The organism is Streptomyces sp. NPDC039609, assembly GCF_055596705.1.
On the sequence record NZ_JBVIUJ010000006.1, the window covers coordinates 399,234 to 418,759 of the forward strand.

General features: G+C 68.5%; 19 protein-coding genes. 4 read left to right on the plus strand and 15 right to left on the minus strand.

Features of this window, described 5'->3' with window-relative positions:
- Positions 1-5: 5 nt before the first annotated feature.
- From ACZ561_RS20130 to ACZ561_RS20150, 5 genes are all read right to left on the minus strand, one after another.
- Positions 6-986 (minus strand): helix-turn-helix transcriptional regulator, encoded by a 981-nt coding sequence (locus tag ACZ561_RS20130; RefSeq protein ID WP_376434465.1) that lies wholly within the window; start codon positions 984-986, stop codon positions 6-8.
- A 139-nt stretch (positions 987-1,125) separates the two neighbouring features.
- The gene (locus ACZ561_RS20135; protein ID WP_376434463.1) at positions 1,126-1,497 is read right to left on the minus strand and encodes an FKBP-type peptidyl-prolyl cis-trans isomerase; all 372 of its coding nucleotides are present in this window, start codon (positions 1,495-1,497) and stop codon (positions 1,126-1,128) included.
- A gap of 61 nt (positions 1,498-1,558) precedes the next feature.
- Complete coding sequence (locus ACZ561_RS20140) at positions 1,559-2,497, minus strand: FKBP-type peptidyl-prolyl cis-trans isomerase (RefSeq protein WP_376434461.1); 939 nt, start codon at positions 2,495-2,497, stop codon at positions 1,559-1,561.
- 118 nt (positions 2,498-2,615) lie between these two features.
- Positions 2,616-3,977 (minus strand): Pup--protein ligase, encoded by a 1,362-nt coding sequence (gene pafA / locus ACZ561_RS20145; RefSeq protein WP_137990376.1) that lies wholly within the window; start codon positions 3,975-3,977, stop codon positions 2,616-2,618.
- Between the two features lie 9 nt (positions 3,978-3,986).
- Entirely contained in the window at positions 3,987-5,309 is a 1,323-nt protein-coding gene (locus tag ACZ561_RS20150) for an MFS transporter (RefSeq protein WP_470996716.1), read from the minus strand.
- A 124-nt stretch (positions 5,310-5,433) separates the two neighbouring features.
- On the opposite strand from ACZ561_RS20150, the gene ACZ561_RS20155 reads away from it, so the two are divergent.
- Entirely contained in the window at positions 5,434-6,450 is a 1,017-nt protein-coding gene (locus ACZ561_RS20155; RefSeq protein ID WP_470996719.1) for a LacI family DNA-binding transcriptional regulator, read from the plus strand.
- Between the two features lie 60 nt (positions 6,451-6,510).
- Here the strand turns inward: ACZ561_RS20155 and prcA are convergent, their stop codons facing one another.
- The 6 genes from prcA to arc form a co-directional block, all read right to left on the minus strand.
- Positions 6,511-7,281, minus strand: a complete 771-nt coding sequence (gene prcA, locus ACZ561_RS20160) for a proteasome subunit alpha (protein ID WP_376434454.1) — start codon at positions 7,279-7,281, stop codon at positions 6,511-6,513.
- Between the two features lie 44 nt (positions 7,282-7,325).
- Complete coding sequence (gene prcB, locus ACZ561_RS20165) at positions 7,326-8,165, minus strand: proteasome subunit beta (RefSeq protein ID WP_470996722.1); 840 nt, start codon at positions 8,163-8,165, stop codon at positions 7,326-7,328.
- Positions 8,117-8,692, minus strand: a complete 576-nt coding sequence (locus tag ACZ561_RS20170) for an endonuclease VII domain-containing protein (RefSeq protein WP_470997197.1) — start codon at positions 8,690-8,692, stop codon at positions 8,117-8,119. Before ACZ561_RS20170 ends, prcB begins: the two co-directional genes overlap by 49 nt.
- Positions 8,693-8,750: 58 nt before the next feature.
- Positions 8,751-8,963 carry a ubiquitin-like protein Pup gene (locus tag ACZ561_RS20175; protein WP_215071186.1) on the minus strand — a complete coding sequence of 71 codons (213 nt, stop codon included), beginning with the start codon at positions 8,961-8,963 and terminating at the stop codon, positions 8,751-8,753.
- 161 nt (positions 8,964-9,124) lie between these two features.
- Entirely contained in the window at positions 9,125-10,636 is a 1,512-nt protein-coding gene (dop, locus tag ACZ561_RS20180; RefSeq protein ID WP_470996725.1) for a depupylase/deamidase Dop, read from the minus strand.
- Between the two features lie 167 nt (positions 10,637-10,803).
- Positions 10,804-12,570, minus strand: coding sequence for a proteasome ATPase (arc, locus tag ACZ561_RS20185; protein WP_376434445.1), 1,767 nt, complete (start codon positions 12,568-12,570; stop codon positions 10,804-10,806).
- Between the two features lie 254 nt (positions 12,571-12,824).
- On the opposite strand from arc, the gene ACZ561_RS20190 reads away from it, so the two are divergent.
- Positions 12,825-13,136, plus strand: a complete 312-nt coding sequence (locus tag ACZ561_RS20190) for a ferredoxin (RefSeq protein ID WP_470996729.1) — start codon at positions 12,825-12,827, stop codon at positions 13,134-13,136.
- A 4-nt stretch (positions 13,137-13,140) separates the two neighbouring features.
- Here the strand turns inward: ACZ561_RS20190 and ACZ561_RS20195 are convergent, their stop codons facing one another.
- From ACZ561_RS20195 to ACZ561_RS20205, 3 genes are all read right to left on the minus strand, one after another.
- Positions 13,141-13,713, minus strand: a complete 573-nt coding sequence (locus ACZ561_RS20195) for a hypothetical protein (protein WP_470996732.1) — start codon at positions 13,711-13,713, stop codon at positions 13,141-13,143.
- Between the two features lie 181 nt (positions 13,714-13,894).
- Positions 13,895-14,782 carry a tRNA (adenine-N1)-methyltransferase gene (locus tag ACZ561_RS20200; protein ID WP_019884997.1) on the minus strand — a complete coding sequence of 296 codons (888 nt, stop codon included), beginning with the start codon at positions 14,780-14,782 and terminating at the stop codon, positions 13,895-13,897.
- 18 nt (positions 14,783-14,800) lie between these two features.
- The gene (locus ACZ561_RS20205) at positions 14,801-15,934 is read right to left on the minus strand and encodes a site-2 protease family protein (protein ID WP_470997200.1); all 1,134 of its coding nucleotides are present in this window, start codon (positions 15,932-15,934) and stop codon (positions 14,801-14,803) included.
- 241 nt (positions 15,935-16,175) lie between these two features.
- On the opposite strand from ACZ561_RS20205, the gene ACZ561_RS20210 reads away from it, so the two are divergent.
- Both ACZ561_RS20210 and ACZ561_RS20215 read left to right on the plus strand, forming a co-directional pair.
- Positions 16,176-17,090: a RecB family exonuclease gene (locus ACZ561_RS20210; RefSeq protein WP_470996735.1), complete on the plus strand. Its 915-nt coding sequence runs from the start codon at positions 16,176-16,178 to the stop codon at positions 17,088-17,090.
- A gap of 10 nt (positions 17,091-17,100) precedes the next feature.
- Complete coding sequence (locus ACZ561_RS20215) at positions 17,101-17,772, plus strand: response regulator (protein WP_137990365.1); 672 nt, start codon at positions 17,101-17,103, stop codon at positions 17,770-17,772.
- 113 nt (positions 17,773-17,885) lie between these two features.
- Here the strand turns inward: ACZ561_RS20215 and ACZ561_RS20220 are convergent, their stop codons facing one another.
- Positions 17,886-19,466 carry an ABC transporter substrate-binding protein gene (locus ACZ561_RS20220; RefSeq protein ID WP_470996738.1) on the minus strand — a complete coding sequence of 527 codons (1,581 nt, stop codon included), beginning with the start codon at positions 19,464-19,466 and terminating at the stop codon, positions 17,886-17,888.
- Positions 19,467-19,526: the final 60 nt, after the last annotated feature.

Sequence of the window (19,526 nt, forward strand, 5' to 3'; positions counted from 1 at the left end):
CCCCTTCAGCCCTTGGCCACGGCACGCAGCCGGTCCACCACATCGGCCCGCAGGTCCGCGGGCTCGAGCACGACGACATCGGGACCGAACTCCACCAGCCAGGCGTCCAGACCGTGTCCGTACGGGATCTCCAGCTCGTCCCAGCCGTCCGTACCTTCCTGCACGGACTGGGCCCGGGCCCGCAGCGGATAGCCACAGCCGGTGCGCAGCCGGATCCGGGCGGAGCGGGTCGCGATTTCGCCCGCCCAGCTCTCGACGGTCTCACGGACGGTGACGACGTCGGGCACCGGCGCGGTGAAGGCGCCGGCCCGCGAACGGACCCTGCCGGTGATACGCGAGAGGCGGAAGACGCGCTCGGCGCCGCGGTCGCGGTCCCAGCCGGCCAGGTACCAGTGGCCTCGCCAGCACTCCAGGGTCCACGGCTCGACCTGGCGGGTCTCGGGGCGCGCGGCCGTCGCCTTGCGGTAGTCGAAGACGACCGGGCGCCGGTCGCGGCACGCCAGCATCAGGGGCTCGAACGCGGTCTCGTGGACGGGGATGCGGGGCTCGAGCGCGCTGTGCTGCGCGTCGTACGAGTCCTCGGCCTCGGGCATCCCGGCGGCACGCAGCTTCTGCAGGGCCCCGCTGGCCGCTCCGGCGAGGCGGGCCTGCTGCCACACCTTGGCGGCGAGACCGAGCGCAGCGGCCTCCTCGGCGTCGAGCGTGATCGGCGGGAGCCGGTTGGAGTCGCGGCGGGCCAGATAACCGATCTCGCCCTCGAGGTTCTCGACGGTCTCGATGACCAGACCGAGCTCGCGCAGATCGTCCTTGTCGCGCTCGAACATCCGGTTGAAGGCGTCGTCGCCACCGGCACCGCCGTTGCCCGGCCTGACGGCTTCGACATATGCCTCGATTGAGTCCCGCAGCTCACGCTTGGAGAGCGGCCGGCGTGTCCCGAGCAGACAGAGGGCCAGATTCATCAGCCGCTCGGCCTTGGCAATCGCCATCGACGCCCTGCACCTCTTCTGCCGGATTGACTTCTCGGACATCCGACCGTACCGCCCCGGGGTGTCGTGGCAAAAGCCGAGGGTCCCCGCCGTACGACGGGGACCCTCGAGTGACCGTTTCAGGTCGTGACGTGACCGATCAGACGGCGACCAGGTCGCAGACGAAGATCAGGGTCTCGCCCGGGGCGATCTTGCCGCCGGCGCCGCGGTCGCCGTAGGCGAGGTGGGCGGGGATGATCAGCTGGCGGCGGCCGCCGACCTTCATGCCCTGCACGCCCTGGTCCCAACCGGCGATGACCTGGCCGGCACCGAGCTGGAACTGCAGCGGGGTGCCACGGTTCCACGAGGAATCGAACTCCTCGCCGGTGGAGAAGGAGACGCCCACGTAGTGGACGGAGACCATGGCGCCTGCCTTGGCCTCGGGGCCGTCGCCCTCCCAGATGTCCTTGATCTCCAGGTCGGCCGGCGGCTCGCCGCCCGGGAAGTCGACCTCGGGCTTCTCGATGCTCACTGCAGTGTGCTCCTCAAACTGATGAACCGCGCAAACGATGAACTACGCGACCGGGACAGTCTTACATCTTGGCCAGGATGTCGAGTGCGAACACCAGCGTGGAGCCCTTCGGGATCCCCTGCTGCTCCTGGTCCCCGAAGGCCTCCGCCGGCGGGGCGACGATCAGGATGCGGCTGCCGACCTTCTTGCCGACGATGCCGTTCTTCAGGCCCTTGAGGGTCAGCTGCTCGAGCGGGAAGTTCGCGGTCTTGCCCGTCGCGTACGTCGAGTCGAAGACCTTGCCGTCCTTCCACAGCGCCGCGACGTAGTTCACGACGACCGTGTCGGTGGCCTTGACGACCTCGCCCTTGGACTCCAGCACATAGTTGGAGACGAGCTCGGTCGGCGGGTCGACCTTCGGGACGGTCAGCGAGGGCGCCTTGCCGTCGGTGTTCGTACCGACCTTCGGCAGGTCCTTGTTCTCCTGGGCGACCTCGGTGCCCTCGGCGGACTTGGGGACCGTGGTGGCCTTCAGGATGTCCACGACGAAGACGAGAGTGGCGTTGGGCTTGATGTCGCCCTGCCCCTGCGCACCGTAACCGAGCTCCGGCGGGATGCCGATCTCGACACGGCTGCCGACCTTCTGGCCCTCCAGGCCCTGGTCCCAGCCCTTGATGACCTGACCGGCGCCCAGGGTCAGCTCGAACGGCTGACCGCGGTCGAAGCTGTTGTCGAAGGGCGTGGTGGAGTCCCAGGCCTGCCCCAGGTAGTTCACCTGGAGCGCGTCACCCTTCTTCGTGACCGCGCCGTCACCCTCGCTGATCACATTGACCTTGAGCTCCTTCGGCGGCTCGCCCTCCCCCTTCGCGAGCGTGGGCTTCTCCCCGAACTTCTCACCCGCGGTGATGGCGGGCAGCCCGTTCTTCATCGAGGCGTTATCGGAGCCCTTGTCGTCGCTGCCGCAGGCCGCTGTCGAGAGCAGCAGCAGCGGGACGACCAGTAGGCCGGCAAGTCGGCGCACGTGTTCCTCAGATCTCAGACGGCACAGTAGTTGTCCGACACTCTAGGGGACCCTCCGGGCAGGCCAAGGGCCCCGCACGCGAAACGCACGGGGCCCTGGCACTTCGTACAGCGCTGTCCTACATTCCGGCGATCAGCTTTTCCACCCGGTCGTCGACCGACCGGAAGGGGTCCTTGCACAACACGGTGCGCTGCGCCTGATCGTTGAGCTTGAGGTGGACCCAGTCGACGGTGAAGTCCCGCCGCTGCTCCTGCGCACGGCGGATGAAATCGCCGCGCAGCCGCGCCCTGGTGGTCTGCGGGGGCACCGACTTGCCCTCGAAGATCTTCAGGTCATTGCAGATCCGGGCCGCCTGGCCCTTCCTCTCCAGGAGGTAGTAGAGCCCACGGCGGCGGTGGATGTCGTGGTACGCGAGGTCTATCTGCGCGACCCGGGGGTGCGACATGGTCATGTTGTTCTTCGCCCGGTACCGCTCGATGAGCTTGTACTTCATGACCCAGTCGATCTCGGTCCCGATGCGGTCGAGGTCCTCGGCCTCGATGGCGTCCAGCGTACGGCCCCACAGCTCCAGGACCTGGGCGACCGTGCCCGTACGGATGCCCCGGCGGTCGACGAAGTCCGCGGCCTTCTCGTAGTACTCCCGCTGGACCTCCAGGGCGGAGGCCTCGCGGCCGCTGGCGAGGCGGACCTTGCGCTGGCCTGTGATGTCGTGGCTGACCTCACGGATGGCCCGGATCGGGTTCTCCAGGGTCAGGTCGCGCATCACGGTGCCCGCCTCGATCATGCGGAGCACGAGGTCGGTGGCGCCGACCTTGAGCAGCATGGTCGTCTCGGACATGTTCGAGTCGCCGACGATGACGTGCAGCCGGCGGTAGCGCTCGGCGTCCGCGTGCGGCTCGTCACGGGTGTTGATGATGGGTCGGGAACGGGTCGTCGCGGAACTGACGCCCTCCCAGATGTGCTCGGCCCGCTGGGAGACGCAGTAGACCGCGCCACGCGGGGTCTGAAGCACCTTTCCGGCGCCGCAGATGAGCTGTCGGGTGACGAGGAAGGGAATGAGGATGTCCGCGAGCCGGGAGAACTCTCCGTGGCGGGCGACGAGATAGTTCTCGTGGCAGCCGTAGGAGTTTCCCGCCGAGTCGGTGTTGTTCTTGAAAAGATAGACGTCGCCGGCGATTCCCTCCTCGTGCAGGCGGCGTTCGGCGTCGACGAGCAGGCCTTCGAGAATGCGTTCGCCCGCCTTGTCGTGCGTGACCAGTTCGGTCACGTTGTCGCATTCGGGTGTTGCGTATTCCGGATGCGAACCCACGTCGAGGTACAGGCGGGCGCCGTTCCGCAGGAAGACATTGCTGCTGCGGCCCCATGACACAACACGGCGGAAGAGGTAGCGCGCCACTTCGTCAGGAGACAGTCGGCGCTGTCCCCTGAACGTGCACGTGACGCCGTACTCGTTCTCCAGCCCGAAAATGCGGCGGTCCATGTCTGAACATTACGCCTGATGGCCTGAGCTGAAACCGGGTTCGACAGCCCCGTTTCGATCATTTTCCGATGAGTGCGCGTTCTTATCGGCGTGTCCGCTGCTCCCGGCACCCCCGCTGACGGCGTGTCGCACACTGCGGCCGGGGGCGGCGAGCACCCGCCCGGTGGCCAGAAGGACAAGGAGAGCCACGAAGCCACCGGCTCCGGCGACACCGAAGCCCGCAGTGGTTCCGGCGAGTTCGACGGCGGGCCCGGCGACCGCCGAGCCGAGGGCCGCCCCCACACCGAAGGTGGTGACGAGCCAGGAGAAGGCCTCGGTGACCGTGCCGCTGGGCGCGTGCCGGTCGACGACGATGAAGCCACACGCCAGGGCAGGGGCGAGAAAGACGCCGGAGAGCGCGGCGAGGGCCGTCATCGGCACCACACCGGGCGTCAGCATGAGGGGCAGATAGCCGAGGGCGAGCAGTCCGATGATGACCCGCAGCCGCCGCTCGGGGGCGCCTGCCCAGCGCCGTGCCCCGTAGAGGACTCCGCCGATCAGCGCGCCAAGGCCGAGAGCGGCCATCAGCCAGCCGTAGGCCGATTCGTTGCCCTGGTCGTCGGCGTAGGCGAGGCCCGCGACGGTGATGGAGCCGAGGGCGAGCCCGACGAAGAAGAACGAACCGAGGAGGGCCAGCAGACCGGGCGAGCGCAGGGCGCCCAGCCAGTGGGCCTCGCGGGGCTCAGAGCGCCACGCGCGCGAGGGCTCGGACAGGACGACGGAGAGCGCGCCGAGGATGCCGAGGACGTTGATGACGAGAAGCGCGGCGGCCGGCGACCAGAGGGCGACCAGCAGGGTCACCAGCAACGGTCCGACGGTGAACATGACTTCCTGGGCCACGGCGTCCATGGCGTAGGCCCGGTGGACCCGGTCCTCCCGCCCGAGCACGCTCGGCCACAGGGCACGCAGTCCGCCTTCGAGGGGCGGCGTGAAGAGCCCGGCGACGACGACGGCCGCGTAGGCGAGGACGAGGGGGCTGATTCCGGCCACGGCCAGGACGATCATGCCGAGCGCGGAGACGATCGCGGCGGGCAGCTGGACGCGCGGCTGGCCCCTCAGGTCGACGGCCCGGCCGAGCAGGGGCTGGCCCACGGCCGTGGCGACGCCGTACGCCGCGGTGAGCCCGCCGGCCAGGCTGTAGCTGCCGCCCTCCGCCCGGGTGAAGAGCACGATGGCGATGGGCCCCGTGCCGTTCGGGAGCCGGCCGACCAGGGTGCCGGTGAGCAGCCTCAGGGCGTGCGGCGCCCCGAGGATGTCGAGATAGCCGCTGCTCTCCTTGGCCTCGCCGGCCATGTCCGTCTCCTCTCCCCCAGCGCCCCGCCCTGAGGTTTTACGTATAACTGCCTGGATCATACGTACCATGGCGACATCCCGCGGGTCCACCCGCGCACGGCAACCACCCCCGCGGAGGCAACGAGTGCAGACCCCGGAACCCCCCAGCGCAGCACGGCCCACCAGCCGGGACGTCGCCAGGGCCGCCGGAGTGTCCCAGGCCACCGTCTCACTCGTACTCGGCGACAAATGGCGCGGCCGCGTCTCCGAACGCACCGCACAGGCCGTACGGGAAGCCGCCCGAGGCCTCGGCTACCGACCCAACCTCGCCGCCCGCAACCTCCGCCTCGGACACACCAGGACCGCACTCCTCGTCGTCCCCGCACTCACCAACGAATTCTTCGCCCGCGTCTACACCGGCGCAGCCACCGTCGCCGCCCGCCACGGCTTCGGCGTCGTCCTCTACCCCTCCCCCGACGGCGTCGGCCCGGCCAAGGACCCCTTCGCCTCCGCCCGCGCCGCACTCGACGGCGTCATCGCCTCCTCCATGGCCGCCGACGCCCTCAAAGCCTTCCACGGCACCGACCTGCCGCTGGTCATGCTCGACAGCGACCCCTCCGACACCGGCGCCGCCGCCCACGTCAACCTCGACATCGCCGACGGAATGCGCCAGGTCACCAGACACCTCCTGACCCTCGGCCACCGCCGCTTCGTCCATCTCGCCTCGGCCGTACCGTCCTGGACCTTCGACGTACGGGCAGCCGCCCTCGCCGACGCACTGCGCGACACCTCGGTACGCACCGTGCACGCACCCCTCGACGTGGACGGCGCCCGCATCGCCGCCGAACACGCCCTCACCAGCCCCGGCCCACGACCCACCGCCCTCATCTGCGACGACGACATCCTCGCCGCCGGCGCCTGCAAAGCCGTCCGCCGACTCGGCCTGCGCGTCCCCGAAGACGTCTCCGTCACCGGCTTCGACGACCTGGCACTCGCCACCGCCGTCGAACCGGAACTCACCACCATCCGACTCCCCGCCGAACACGTCGGCGAACGCGGCATGGCCGCCCTCCTCGCCGTCCTCGCGGGCGAAACCCCCGAACCCGGCCAACTCCCGGTCACCCTGATGCCCCGCGGCTCCTCCGGACCCCCTCCGTCCTGAACACGACGAAGCCCCGGCCCGCCGAAGCGGACCGGGGCCGACGAACGAGCGAGGAGGGCCCTAGTCCTCCATGTCGTCCAAATCATCCAGAATGTCGTCCGACGGCTCGTCCGTCTTCGCGATCGCCGCGTTGTCCGCCTCCAGCAGACGCACCAGCTGACGCCCGAGGATCCGCTTGAACTTACGCTGCTGCGGGCGCGTACGGTCCAGAACCGCCACCTCGAGCCGCTCCGCGGGAATCTCCCGCTCACTGCCGTTGGTGTCCCGCGACAACGCCTGCACAGCCAGCTTCAGCGCCTCGGCGAGCGACATCCCGTCGCGGTGCCGCTGGTCGAGGAAGCTGCTGATCTGCTCCGCATTGCCGCCCACAGCGACCGAACCGTGCTCGTCCACGATCGACCCGTCGTGCGGCAGCCGGTAGATCTGGTCACCCTCGGGCTCCGCACCGACCTCGGCGACGACCAGCTCCACCTCGTACGGCTTCTCCCCCGCGCTCGAGAAGATCGTGCCCAGCGTCTGGGCGTATACGTTCGCCAGGCCCCGGGCCGTCACATCGTCCCGGTCGTAGGTGTAACCCCGCAGATCGGCGTAACGGACACCGCCGATCCGCAGGTTCTCGTACTCGTTGTACTTGCCCGCCGCGGCGAACCCGATCCGGTCGTAGATCTCGCTGAACTTGTGCAGCGCACGGGAAGGGTTCTCGCCGACGAACACGATGCCGTCGGTGTACTGAAGGACGACCAGACTGCGGCCACGGGCGATGCCCTTGCGGGCGTACTCCGCCCGGTCGGCCATGGCCTGCTGGGGTGAGACGTAGAACGGAGTCGACACCGGCTACCCGTCCCTTTCTTCTGGGTTCAACGGACGACGAGTGATCAGAGCAGGGCCGCGCGAGGACCGTCGGGCTGCTCCAGGCGCCGATCGGTGACCGAGCGAGCCAGCTCCTGGGACTCTTCCTCGCTGAGCCTGCGGAATCCCTCGTCGGTGATGACGGTGACGATGGGGTAGATGTGGCGGTACAGGTCCGGGCCACCGGTCGCCGAGTCGTCGTCGGCGGCGTCGTACAGGGCCTGCACGACCAGCGTGGTGGCCTGCTCCTCCGTCAGGTCGGGACGGTAGAGCTTCTTCATCGAGCCGCGGGCGAAGATCGAACCGGAACCGGTGGCGGCGAAGCCGTGCTCCTCGGATCGGCCGCCGGTCACGTCGTAGGAGAAGATCCGGCCCTTCTCCTTGCCCTCGTCCCAGCCGGCGAAGAGCGGCACGACGGCGAGGCCCTGCATGGCCATCCCCAGATTCCCGCGGATCATGGTGGACAGGCGGTTCGCCTTGCCCTCCAGGGAGAGAGTCGCCCCCTCCACCTTCTCGAAGTGCTCCAGTTCCAGCTGGAACAACTTGACCATCTCCACGGCGAGACCGGCGGTGCCGGCGATGCCCACGGCCGAGAACTCGTCGGCCGGGAACACCTTCTCGATGTCGCGCTGCGCGATCATGTTGCCCATGGTCGCCCGCCGGTCACCGGCGAGCACCACGCCACCGGGGAAGGTCGCGGCGACGATCGTGGTGCCGTGCGGCGCCTCGACGACCCCGTCGGGCAGCTTCCGGTTGCCCGGCAGCATCTCCGGCGAGTGGTCGGACAGGAAGTCCATGAACGAGGACGACCCCGGCGTCAGGAAGGCAGCTGGTAGACGCCCGGTGCTACGAGTGTTGGCTTCCACGCGTGTCCCTCCAAGTATGAGACGGCCCGCCGCAGAGTGTCGGGATCGTCTCCCAACTTGCCGATGGCCGAATTGCAGTTGAAGCACAGTACGCCACGGACCCTACCCGTCTCGTGACAATGATCAACGTGGACTGCCGGGGCAGCCAGGCAGATCGTGCAGATACCCATCTGGGAGGCGATCATCTCGTCGCGTTGGGCTTCGGTGATGCCGTATGACCGCTTCAGATGCCCAGCCCGCCCCTCCGCTTTGCGGCACGCCTTGCAACGGGTGGAGAGACCATCTGACGCGGTCGCGTTTCGATGCCAGTCCGAATGCGGCTTGACCTCCCCGCAACGCTGGCACAGTTTGTGCCCTTCGGGCACTTCGACGCGGGGACGAACCTTCTTGCCTGCCGCTATTTGCGCCTCGCGGTGGTAGTCCGAGGCACAATCCCTGCAGTGTCGCTGCAGGCCGTCAAGATTCGATCGCCTGATGGCGAAGGCTGCGCGCGGTTTGCTCTCACCGCACCGCACGCAACTCTTCAGCTCCACCCGTTCAGCCACCCGCCCCCACCTCTACCTTCGATTCAAAGGCAAAGCGACCTCACTGGCCGCCTTTCTGAACGAAGGAGCGCACGAAATCCTCCGCGTTCTCCTCCAGGACATCATCAATTTCGTCCAGAACGGAGTCCACGTCGTCGCTCAGCTTCTCCTGGCGCTCCTTGAGGTCGGAGGTCTCCTCCGCGGTCGTCTCCTCGACCTCCTCCGTGGAACGCGTCGCCTTCTGCTGTCCGCCGCCGGTGTCCTTGGTCGCCATATCCCTCACCCCGCTCGAATCGGCCCGCTCGGTTGGGTCTCTCAAGATCAGACCCTACAAGCCAGGTCTGACTTCGGCCCCGCAGTTTTGGTACAACGTCCGGGCACTAGTCCCATGATTCCCAGCGGTCGGCCATTTCAGCCGCGCCGGGCGCCACGCTCTCAGCCGCCCGAGAGGACGCGGACCAGTTCCTCCGCGGTCCTGCACCGGTCCAGCAGCTCCTTCACGTGGTTCCTCGTACCCCGTAGGGGTTCCAGGGTCGGCACCCGCTGGAGCGAGTCGCGGCCCGGGAGGTCGAAGATCACCGAATCCCAGGAGGCGGCCGCGACATCGTCCGCGTACTGCTCCAGGCAGCGACCGCGGAAGTAGGCCCTGGTGTCCTCCGGAGGCTTCGTCTCGGCCCTTTCGACCTCGGTCTCGTCCAGGAGCCGCTTCATGCGCCCACGGGCCACCAGGCGGTTGTACAGGCCCTTCTCGGGGCGTACGTCGGCGTACTGCAGGTCGACGAGGTGCAGCCGGGCGGCGTCCCACTCCAGGTTGTCGCGGCGCCGGTAGCCCTCCATGAGCTCCCGCTTGGCGATCCAGTCCAGTTCGCCGGCCAGGCTCATCGGATCGTGCTCGAGCCGGTTGAGCGTGTCCTCCCAGCGGATCAGGACGTCCTTGGTCTGTTCGTCGGCGTCGGCGCCGAACCGCTCCTCGACGTACTTCCTGGCCAGCTCGAAGTACTCCATCTGGAGCTGGACCGCGGTGAGTGTCCGGCCGCTGCGCAGTGTGATCAGGTGCTGGAGCGTCGGGTCGTGGGAGACCTGGTGGAGGGTGCGTACGGGCTGGTCGACGGCGAGGTCCACGTTGATGAAGGAGTCCTCGATCATGGAGAGGACCAGGGCCGTGGTGCCCAGCTTGAGGTAGGTGGAGATCTCCGAGAGGTTCGCGTCGCCGATGATCACGTGGAGTCGGCGGTACTTCTCGGCGTCCGCGTGCGGCTCGTCGCGCGTGTTGATGATGGGGCGCTTGAGGGTGGTCTCCAGGCCTACCTCGACCTCGAAGTAGTCGGCGCGCTGGCTGATCTGGAAGCCGTGCTCGCGGCCGTCCTGCCCGATGCCGACGCGGCCTGCGCCGGTGACGACCTGGCGGGAGACGAAGAAGGGCGTGAGGTGGCGCACGATGTCCGAGAAGGGGGTTTCCCGCTTCATGAGGTAGTTCTCGTGCGTGCCGTAGGAGGCGCCCTTGTTGTCGGTGTTGTTCTTGTAGAGGTGGATGGGCTGGGCGCCGGGGAGCTGGGCGGCTCGTTCGGCGGCCTCTCCCATGATCCGTTCGCCGGCCTTGTCCCAGAGGACGGCGTCGCGGGGGTTGGTGACTTCGGGGGCGCTGTATTCCGGGTGGGCGTGGTCCACGTAGAGCCGGGCTCCGTTGGTGAGGATCACGTTGGCCAGGCCGATGTCCTCGTCGGTGAGCTGGCTGGAGTCGGCGGCCTCGCGGGCGAGGTCGAAGCCGCGGGCGTCCCGCAGCGGATTCTCCTCCTCGAAATCCCAGCGGGCGCGGCGCGCCCGGTGCATCGCCGCCGCGTAGGCGTTGACGATCTGGGACGAGGTGAGCATGGCATTGGCGTTCGGGTGGCCCGGAACGGAGATCCCGTACTCCGTTTCGATGCCCATTACTCGCCGTACGGTCATGCGGCCCTCCTTGCCCGGCGGCGCTCCCCTTCGGGTGCGGCGCAACAAGTACCGACGAGCCTAGAGCGACTCCGCGCCGGTGGGGAGATCGATTCACTGTTTTGCTGAGGTGGAATACGACGGCTGCGGATGTCCGAGGTTCCGGACATCCGCAGCCGGTGTGCGAACTACAGGTACTGACCGGTGTTGGCCACCGTGTCGATGGAGCGTCCGGTGTCCGCGCCCTGCTTTCCGGTGACAAGGGTGCGGATGAAGACGATCCGCTCGCCCTTCTTTCCGGAGATTCGGGCCCAGTCGTCGGGGTTGGTGGTGTTGGGCAGGTCCTCGTTCTCCTTGAACTCGTCCACGCAGGCCTGGAGGAGGTGGGAGACGCGGATGCCCTTCTGGTTGTGGTCGAGGAAGGCCTTGATGGCCATCTTCTTGGCCCGGTCCACGATGTTCTGGATCATCGCTCCGGAGTTGAAGTCCTTGAAGTAGAGGACTTCCTTGTCGCCGTTGGCGTAGGTGACCTCGAGGAAGCGGTTCTCCTCGGATTCCGCGTACATCTGCTCGACCACGGACTGGATCATTCCGTGGGCGGCGGCCTCCTTGGAGCCCTGGTGCTCGGAGAGGTCGTCGGCGTGCAGGGGCAGCGAGGACGTGAGGTACTTCGCGAAGATGTCCTTCGCGGCTTCCGCGTCCGGACGCTCGATCTTGATCTTGACGTCGAGCCGGCCGGGCCGCAGGATCGCGGGGTCGATCATGTCCTCGCGGTTGGAGGCGCCGATGACGATGACGTTCTCCAGGCCTTCCACGCCGTCGATCTCGGCGAGCAGCTGAGGAACGATCGTGTTCTCGACGTCCGAGCTGACTCCGGATCCGCGGGTGCGGAAGAGGGACTCCATCTCGTCGAAGAAGACGATGACGGGGGTGCCTTCGCTCGCCTTCTCGCGGGCACGCTGGAAGACGAGGCGGATGTGCCGCTCGGTCTCGCCGACGTACTTGTTGAGGAGTTCCGGGCCCTTGATGTTGAGGAAGTAGGACTTTCCGGCGGGCTGGCCGGTGACCTCGGCGACCTTCTTGGCAAGGGAGTTGGCGACGGCTTTCGCGATCAGCGTCTTGCCGCAGCCGGGCGGGCCGTAGAGCAGGATGCCCTTCGGGGGCCGCAGTTCGTGTTCCTTGAAGAGGTCCGGGTAGAGGTACGGAAGCTCGACCGCGTCCCGGATCATTTCGATCTGGCCGCCGAGGCCGCCGATCTTGGTGTAGTCGACGTCGGGGACCTCTTCGAGGACGAGTTCTTCGACCTCGCTCTTGGGGACCACTTCGTAGACGTAGCCGGACCTGGGTTCGAGCAGGAGGGCGTCGCCGGGGCGGATGGTGATGTCCAGCAGCGGCTCGGCGAGCCTGACCACCCGTTCCTCGTCCGTGTGCCCGATCACCAGGGCGCGCTCGCCGTCCTCGAGGATCTCCTTGAGGGTGACGATGTCCCCGGCGCGCTCGAATTCCATGGCCTCGACCACGTTGAGCGCTTCGTTGAGCATGACTTCCTGGCCGCGCCGGAGCTCGTCGAGCTCGACGCTGGGGCTGACGTTCACGCGGAGCTTTCGGCCTCCGGTGAAGATGTCGCAGGTGCCGTCCTCGTTGGCCTGCAGGAAGACACCGAAGCCTGCCGGTGGCTGTGCGAGCCGGTCGACCTCCTCCTTGAGGGCCACGATCTGGTCGCGGGCCTCACGGAGTGTGTTGGCGAGCCGCTCGTTCTGCGCGGACACGCCGGCCAGGTTTGTCTGCAGCTCGACGATCCGCTCTTCGAGAATCCTCGTATGACGCGGAGAGTCGGCGAGCTTGCGGCGCAGGACGGCGATTTCCTGCTCGAGATAGGCAACCTGGCCGGCGGGGTCTTCAGACCCCCGCCCCGGCCGGATGCCGCGGTTGATGTCGTCGTCGTGGGCTGCCACGGTCCTCACCTCCTCCAAGGGGAGCTGGACGCTTCCTGACCCTACCTGCGTGGGTGGTGATTGAAACCCCTAGATCACAAAGACTGTCGAGGCGTGTCCGATCTTCACCCTTGCGCTTCCCCTCACGCCAGTGGAATACCCACCCATCAACATCGGAAAGCGGGCGGTTGTATCGTCGTGAGTGGTCAACACCCGTCAGGCTTGGCCGGACTTAGAAGAACGATCTCTTTCGACGCTCAGGAACGGCAGGAGACATGACCGTGCAGCACGAGGCCCCGACGACGGGCGCCGGCGAGGCGCTGGAGGTCTGGATCGACCAGGATCTCTGCACCGGGGACGGGATCTGCGTGCAGTACGCTCCCGAGGTCTTCGAGCTGGACATCGACGGGCTCGCCTATGTGAAGAGCGCGGACGACGAGCTGCTGCAGGATGCCGGGGCGACGACGCCCGTGCCGTTGCCGCTGCTCCAGGACGTCGTGGACTCCGCGAAGGAGTGCCCGGGCGACTGCATCCATGTACGCCGGGTTTCGGACAGGGTCGAGGTCTACGGCCCTGACGCGGAGTGACTCGTCACACACTCCTCGCGTCGGCCTGAGCGGCGCGGACGAAGCTTCCGCCCCGCCAGCGCCAGCTGACGCGTTCCTGCTCGTCGGGGCAGCAACTGGGTACGTCCGGGGACGAGTAGCCGAGCAGGGTGGCGGTGACCGCCCGGTCGCGTACGGCGAGTCCTGAGACGCTCTTCTGCTCCGAGGATTCGACGAGGGTGGCGACCACGCGCGCGTCGGGGCCGGTCTTGGCGTGGGTCAGGACGTAGACGGCGTGGGGAGGCGTTCCCGATCCGGCTTCGCAATGTACGACTGCGACGGTTTCCGGGCTTCCGTCTCCGTCGAGGTCCCCTGTGGCCCGCTGGGCGATCTTGACGGGGGCTCCGCCGCACTGCAGGGGGTAGTCGGCCGTCGCGGCGTCGGGGGCGGGCCGTGGGGCGGTCGTCCCGCTGCCCTCGGTGGTCGTGGTGGCGGTGGCGGCGCCGGGCTGCAGCAGGCCGGCGGCGGCTACGACGGCGGCCATCGCGGTCGCGGTGGCCAGCCAGTGCACCGGCCGGGCGTGGGTGTGCGCGAGGTCCGGGACGGCGGGGGGCTGCACGCGGGATGTCTCCTGTGACGGTGGTGCGGAAGGAGTTGCGGGCATCGTGCCACACGTCACAGGCGGGTGGAACAGGTGGGGTGCGGGCTGTCCGCAAAGATGCCGAACGTGAAGGTGCCGCCGTCGAGTTCCCTGCTCTGGGGCGGGAACTCGGCGGCGGCGCGCCTTCGTTGTCGGGGCGTCAGCCCTTGTTGGGGCCTTCGTAGTCCTCGCCGTACGCGCCCTTGGCGGGGCGGCGGCGGCGCATGGGCGGCTCGACGCCGTCCGCGAGGCGGCGGGCGGTGACCAGGAAGCCGGTGTGGCCGATCATGCGGTGGTCCGGGCGGACGGCCAGGCCCTCCACGTGCCAGTTCCGGATCATGGATTCCCAGGGCTGCGGCTCGGCGTAGCAGCCGAACTCACGGATGGACTCCACGGTGCGGGCGAGCTGGGTGGTGGTCGCCACGTAGCAGCAGAGGATGCCACCGGGGACGAGGGCCTTGGAGACGGCCTCCAGGCATTCCCAGGGAGCGAGCATGTCCAGGATGACGCGGTCCACGTCGGTGTCGGACAGGTTGTCCTGGAGGTCGCCGACGGTGAGCTGCCAGGCGGGGTGCGGGCCGCCGAAGTAGCGCTCGACGTTCCCCTTGGCGATCTCGGCGAAGTCCTCGCGGCGCTCGTAGGAGTGCAGCATTCCGCTGTCGCCGATGGCGCGCAGGAGGAAGCTGCTGAGCGAGCCCGAGCCCACCCCGGCTTCCACGACGCGGGCGCCGGGGAAGATGTCGGCGAAGGCCAGGATCTGCCCCGCGTCCTTGGGGTAGACCACGGCGGCGCCGCGGGGCATGGACAGGACGTAGTCGGGGAGCAGGGGGCGCAGCGCGAGGTAGGCGACGTTTCCCGTGGTACGGACAACACTGCCCTCGGGAGCACCGATCAGCTCGTCGTGGGGGAAGGAACCCTTGTGGGTGTGGAAATTCTTCCCGGCCTCGAGCGTGAACGTGTAGTGGCGTCCCTTGGGGTCGGTGAGCTGGACCTGGTCCCCGACCTTGAAGGGCCCGCGACGGCGGGCGGCACCGGTCGGTTCGGACATGTGACCAGAGTACCGGGGTTACGCGGAGGGTCGTGCCATGGCCTTGACGAAGGCGCGTTCCACGTCGTTGGTGGAGAGCACTCCGTAGATCTCTCCGGTCTCCTCGACGACCAGGTACTCGGTGGCCGGGCTGGTGCGGAGGTGGTCGAGGAGGGGCTGGCCGGTGAGTTCGGCGGGGACCTTCATGCCGTCGGTGAGGTCCTGGGCGAGGGTGCTGACGGCGACCCAGGGGCGGCGGTGCTGGGGGACGCCGGCGATGGCGCTCTCGCGGACCAGGCCGGTGGGGCTGCCCTGTCCGTCGACGACGACCAGGGCGCGGGCTCCGGCCTCGTTGGCGCGGCGCAGGGCCTCGGAGAGCGGGGTGGTGGGTTCGACGGGGATGGCGCGCCGGGTGAGGGTGCGGGCGCGGAGTTCGGGGAGGTGCTCGCGGAGCCGGGCCATGCGGAGGCTGTTGCCGGCGCCGGTCCAGATGATGGCGGCGAGGATCGCGGCGAGCAGGGCGTCGGTGACGGTGTCCATACCGCTGATGTCCTCGGTGGAGTTGCCGAGGGCGCCGGTGCGGGTGAGGAGGGGGAGGCCGATGAGGACGGCGACGGCGAGGACGCGGCCGACCCAGGCGGCGGCGACGGTGCCTGCCATGGGCTTGCCGGTGATCTTCCAGACGACGGCGCGGAGCATCCGGCCGCCGTCGAGCGGGAGGCCGGGCAGGAGGTTGAAGATCGCGACGATCAGGTTGGAGATCATGAGTCCGGCGAGCAGGACGCCGGGGACGGTGCCGGGCTCGACGGCGTACAGCGTGAGGTAGAAGACGCCGGCGAGGACCAGGGAGAGCAGGGGGCCGACGAAGGCGAGGACGAACTCGCGGCCGGGGGTCTCGCTCTCCTTCTCGATCTCGGACACACCGCCGAAGAACTGGAGCTGGATGCGGCGCACCGGGAGCTTGAAGCGGAGCGCGGCGATGGTGTGGGCCAGTTCGTGGACGAGGACCGAGGCGTAGAAGGCAATGGCGAAGAAGAGGGAGACAAGATAGCGGGCGGCGCCCAGCTCGGGCAGGACGCGTTCGATCTGGTCGCCGAAGACCCAGGTGATGAGGGCGGCGACGAGGAACCAGCTGGGGGCGACGTACACGGGCACACCGAAGGGACGGCCCATGAGGATCCCTCCGCCGGGTTCCTCGCTGCGCCGGTTCCGGGAGTCCCCGGTGGACGGCGGTTCCGCGTCGCCGGACCGCGGCCGCTCGTTCTCGCCGCGCTGGTCGTCCTGGTTCACGGGTTCCTCTCGTAGCCTTCCGCGCGACCCCCGTCGTGCGTCACTCTTCGATCATGCAGCGTGACGGGGTCTGTCGTCGATGGTATTCGGCTCGCTGTCAGTGGCGGGTCGTAGGGTCTGAGTCATGAGTACGAGCGAGCAGCCGCCCGTGGGGGCCAGGACACCCATGTCGTTGTCGCCCTCGCGGGCGAGCGACTTCATGCAGTGTCCCCTGCTGTACCGGTTCCGGGTGATCGACAGGCTGCCGGAGAAGCCGAGCGAGGCGGCGACGCGGGGCACGCTGGTGCACGCGGTGCTCGAGCGGCTCTTCGACGCTCCGGCGGTGGACCGGACGGCGCCGCGGGCGAAGGCGCTGATTCCGGGGCAGTGGGACCGGCTGCTGGAGTCGAAGCCGGAGCTGGGCGAGCTGTTCGCGGAGGACTCGGAGGGCGAGCGTCTGGCGCGCTGGCTGGGCGAGGCGGAGCGGCTGGTGGAGCGGTGGTTCACGCTGGAGGATCCGACGCGGCTGGAGCCGGCGGAGCGTGAGCTGTTCGTGGAGACGGAGCTGGAGTCGGGGCTGCGGCTGCGTGGGGTGATCGACCGGATCGACGTGGCGCCGACGGGCGAGGTGCGGATCGTCGACTACAAGACGGGCAAGGCGCCGCGGCCGGAGTACAGCGAGGGCGCGCTGTTCCAGATGAAGTTCTACGCGTTGGTGATCTGGCGGCTGAAGCTGGTCGTCCCGCGTCGGCTGCAGCTGGTGTATCTGGGCAGTGGTGATGTGCTGACGTACGACCCGGTCGAGGCGGATCTGCTGCGGGTGGAGCGGAAGCTGCTCGCCCTGTGGGAGGCGATCCGGCTGGCGACGGAGACGGGTGAGTGGCGTCCGCGTCCGACGAAGCTGTGCGGTTGGTGCGACCACCAGGCGGTGTGCCCCGAGTTCGGGGGCACTCCCCCGGTGTATCCGCTGGAGATCCGGCGGGAGATCGTTTCCGCGCGCCCGCCGGAGTCGGACGATTCGGGGCAGGGCAGAATGGGGCCTGTCCCGCCCGCGCCGTGAAGGAGTTCCTGTGGCTATCCGCGTCCTGTTGGTCGACGACCAGCCGCTGCTGCGTACCGGTTTCCGGATGATTCTGGAGGCGGAGCAGGACATCGCGGTCGTCGGCGAGGCCGGGGACGGTCTTCAGGCTCTGGACCAGGTGCGGGCGCTGCAGCCGGATGTGGTGCTGATGGACATCCGGATGCCGCGGATGGACGGGGTGGAGGCGACCCGTCAGATCACGGGTCCTGGCCGGGACGGGCCGGCGAAGGTGCTGGTTCTGACGACCTTCGATCTGGACGAGTACGTCGTCGAGGCGTTGCGGGCGGGGGCCAGTGGCTTCCTGCTGAAGGACGCGCCGGCCAATGAGCTGGTGCAGGCGATCCGGGTGGTCGCGGCGGGTGAGGCGATGCTGGCCCCGTCGATCACGCGGCGTCTGCTCGACAAGTACTCGGCGCATCTGCCGTCGGGCGACGAGCAGGTGCCGGACACGCTGAACACGTTGACCGAGCGTGAGGTCGAGGTGTTGAAGCTGGTGGCGCGCGGTCTGTCGAACGCGGAGATCGCGGCGGATCTGTTCGTCAGCGAGACGACGGTGAAGACGCATGTGGGCCATGTGCTGACCAAGCTGGGGCTGCGAGACCGTGTGCAGGCGGCCGTGTACGCGTACGAGAGCGGCCTGGTGCGGCCGGGCGCGCAGTAGCGGACGGCACGAGACCTACGGAGAGGGGCCCGGCACGCGAGACGCGTGCCGGGCCCCTTCGCGCGGCGCCACGGGACGGTGCACCGTGGCGCCGGGCTCCGCCGGGTGGCCGGTCAGCCCTTCTTGATCTCCCAGAAGCGGAAGACGGTCGAGGCGTCCAGGGTCCACTCGAGGCCGTTGATGCCGTCGCGGGCGACCGCGTACTGCTTGCCCTGCCAGAGCGGGAGCAGGGGCAGTTCCTCGGCGACCAGGTCCTGGAGCTTCCCGAAGTCCCCGGTCGTGCCGGAGCGGTCGGCGGCGGCGGAGGTCTTGGGGAGGAGGCTGCCGGTGATGGTGCCGTTGTCGTAGTTGTTGCCGAGGACGTTGCCCGGGCCGAAGAAGGGGGCGGTGAAGTTGTCGGCGTCGGGGTAGTCGGGGACCCAGCCCTTGACGTAGACGCCGTACTTGCCGTCGGCGATGTCCTTCTCGTACTGCTCGAACTCGACGGACTTCATGTCGGCGTCGAACAGACCGCTGCTGTTGAGCTGTTCGGCTATCGCCTTGAGCTCCTGGTCGGTGGAGGGGCCGTAGCGGCTCGGCGTGGACCAGAGGGTGAGCTTCACCTTGCCGGTGATGCCCGCCTTGCGCAGCGCCTTCTTGGCCTTGGCCTTGTCGGGGCTGCCGTAGGTGTCGAAGAAGGCCGTGTTGTGGCCCGCGATTCCGGCCGGGACGATCGAGTACAGCGGTGTGGCGGTCGACTTGTAGACGTTCTGGACGAGCGCCTCGCGGTCGACGAGGTGGGCGATGGCCTGGCGGACGCCGAGCTTGCCGGCGACCGGGTCCTTGACGTTGAAGACCAGGTGCTGGACCTCGGCGCTGGAGCCCTGGACGACCTCGACGCTCTGGTCGGCCGTGGTGGCGGACGCTTCGAGGGCGGCGATGTCGTCGGCGGAGAGGCCACGGTAGGCGACGTCGATGTCGTTGTCCGTGAGGGCCTTGGAGAGGCCGGCGCGGTCGCCGCCGTAGAGCTTGAGGGTGACTCCGCCGTTCTGCGGCTTGGCGTTGCCCCGGTACTCGCCGTTGACGGAGAAGACGGCCTCGGTGTCGCTGATCGAGTCCAGCTTGTACGGGCCGGAGCCGACGGCCTTCCCGTCGGTGCGCAGCGCGTCCTCGCTGTACTCCCGGTGGTCGACGATCGAGCCGGCGCCGGAGGCGATCTTGCTCGGGAAGGTGGCGTCGGGGGTCTTGAGCCGGAAGACGACGGTCAGGTCGTCCGGGGTCTCGATGGAGTCGATCGAGGACAGCAGCGGCGCCGGGCCGGCGGGGTCGTCGATCTTCAGCGCGCGGTCGAAGGAGAACTTGACGTCCTTCGAGGTCAGCGGGTTGCCGTTGGAGAACTTCAGGCCTTCGCGGAGGGTGCAGCGGTAGACCTTGCTGCCCCCTTCGAAGTTGCACTTCTCGGCGGCTTCCGGCTCGGGCTCGGTGTTGCCCTTGGGGAAGCTCAGCAGGGACTGGAAGACGTTGTTGAACAGCAGCCATGAGCCGGGGTCGTAGCCGGCGGCGGGGTCGGTGGCCAGGACCTCGTCGGACATGCCGACGCGGACGTTGTCACCGGAGCTCGCGGCGCCGTCGCCCTGCTCGGTGCCGCAGCCGCTGAGCAGGGCGGCGGACAGCCCCGCGGCGAGGGGAGCCGTCAGCCACTTGTTGTGCTTCACAGAACGTGCCTCTTGATCTCTTGCCAGACCGGCGCGCGCCCGTGCGCGGCCGGTGTTACC

Excerpts from the sequence above, each read along its gene's own strand:
- ACZ561_RS20190 (WP_470996729.1), top strand. The coding sequence starts at position 12,825 with ATGACCGTGCAGCACGAGGCCCCGACGACGGGCGCCGGCGAGGCGCTG.
- ACZ561_RS20175 (WP_215071186.1), bottom strand. The coding sequence starts at position 8,963 with ATGGCGACCAAGGACACCGGCGGCGGACAGCAGAAGGCGACGCGTTCC.
- ACZ561_RS20200 (WP_019884997.1), bottom strand. The coding sequence starts at position 14,782 with ATGTCCGAACCGACCGGTGCCGCCCGCCGTCGCGGGCCCTTCAAGGTC.
- pafA (WP_137990376.1), bottom strand. The coding sequence starts at position 3,977 with ATGGACCGCCGCATTTTCGGGCTGGAGAACGAGTACGGCGTCACGTGC.
- dop (WP_470996725.1), bottom strand. The coding sequence starts at position 10,636 with ATGACCGTACGGCGAGTAATGGGCATCGAAACGGAGTACGGGATCTCC.
- ACZ561_RS20205 (WP_470997200.1), bottom strand. The coding sequence starts at position 15,934 with ATGGGCCGTCCCTTCGGTGTGCCCGTGTACGTCGCCCCCAGCTGGTTC.
- ACZ561_RS20210 (WP_470996735.1), top strand. The coding sequence starts at position 16,176 with ATGAGTACGAGCGAGCAGCCGCCCGTGGGGGCCAGGACACCCATGTCG.
- ACZ561_RS20130 (WP_376434465.1), bottom strand. The coding sequence starts at position 986 with ATGGCGATTGCCAAGGCCGAGCGGCTGATGAATCTGGCCCTCTGTCTG.
- ACZ561_RS20150 (WP_470996716.1), bottom strand. The coding sequence starts at position 5,309 with ATGGCCGGCGAGGCCAAGGAGAGCAGCGGCTATCTCGACATCCTCGGG.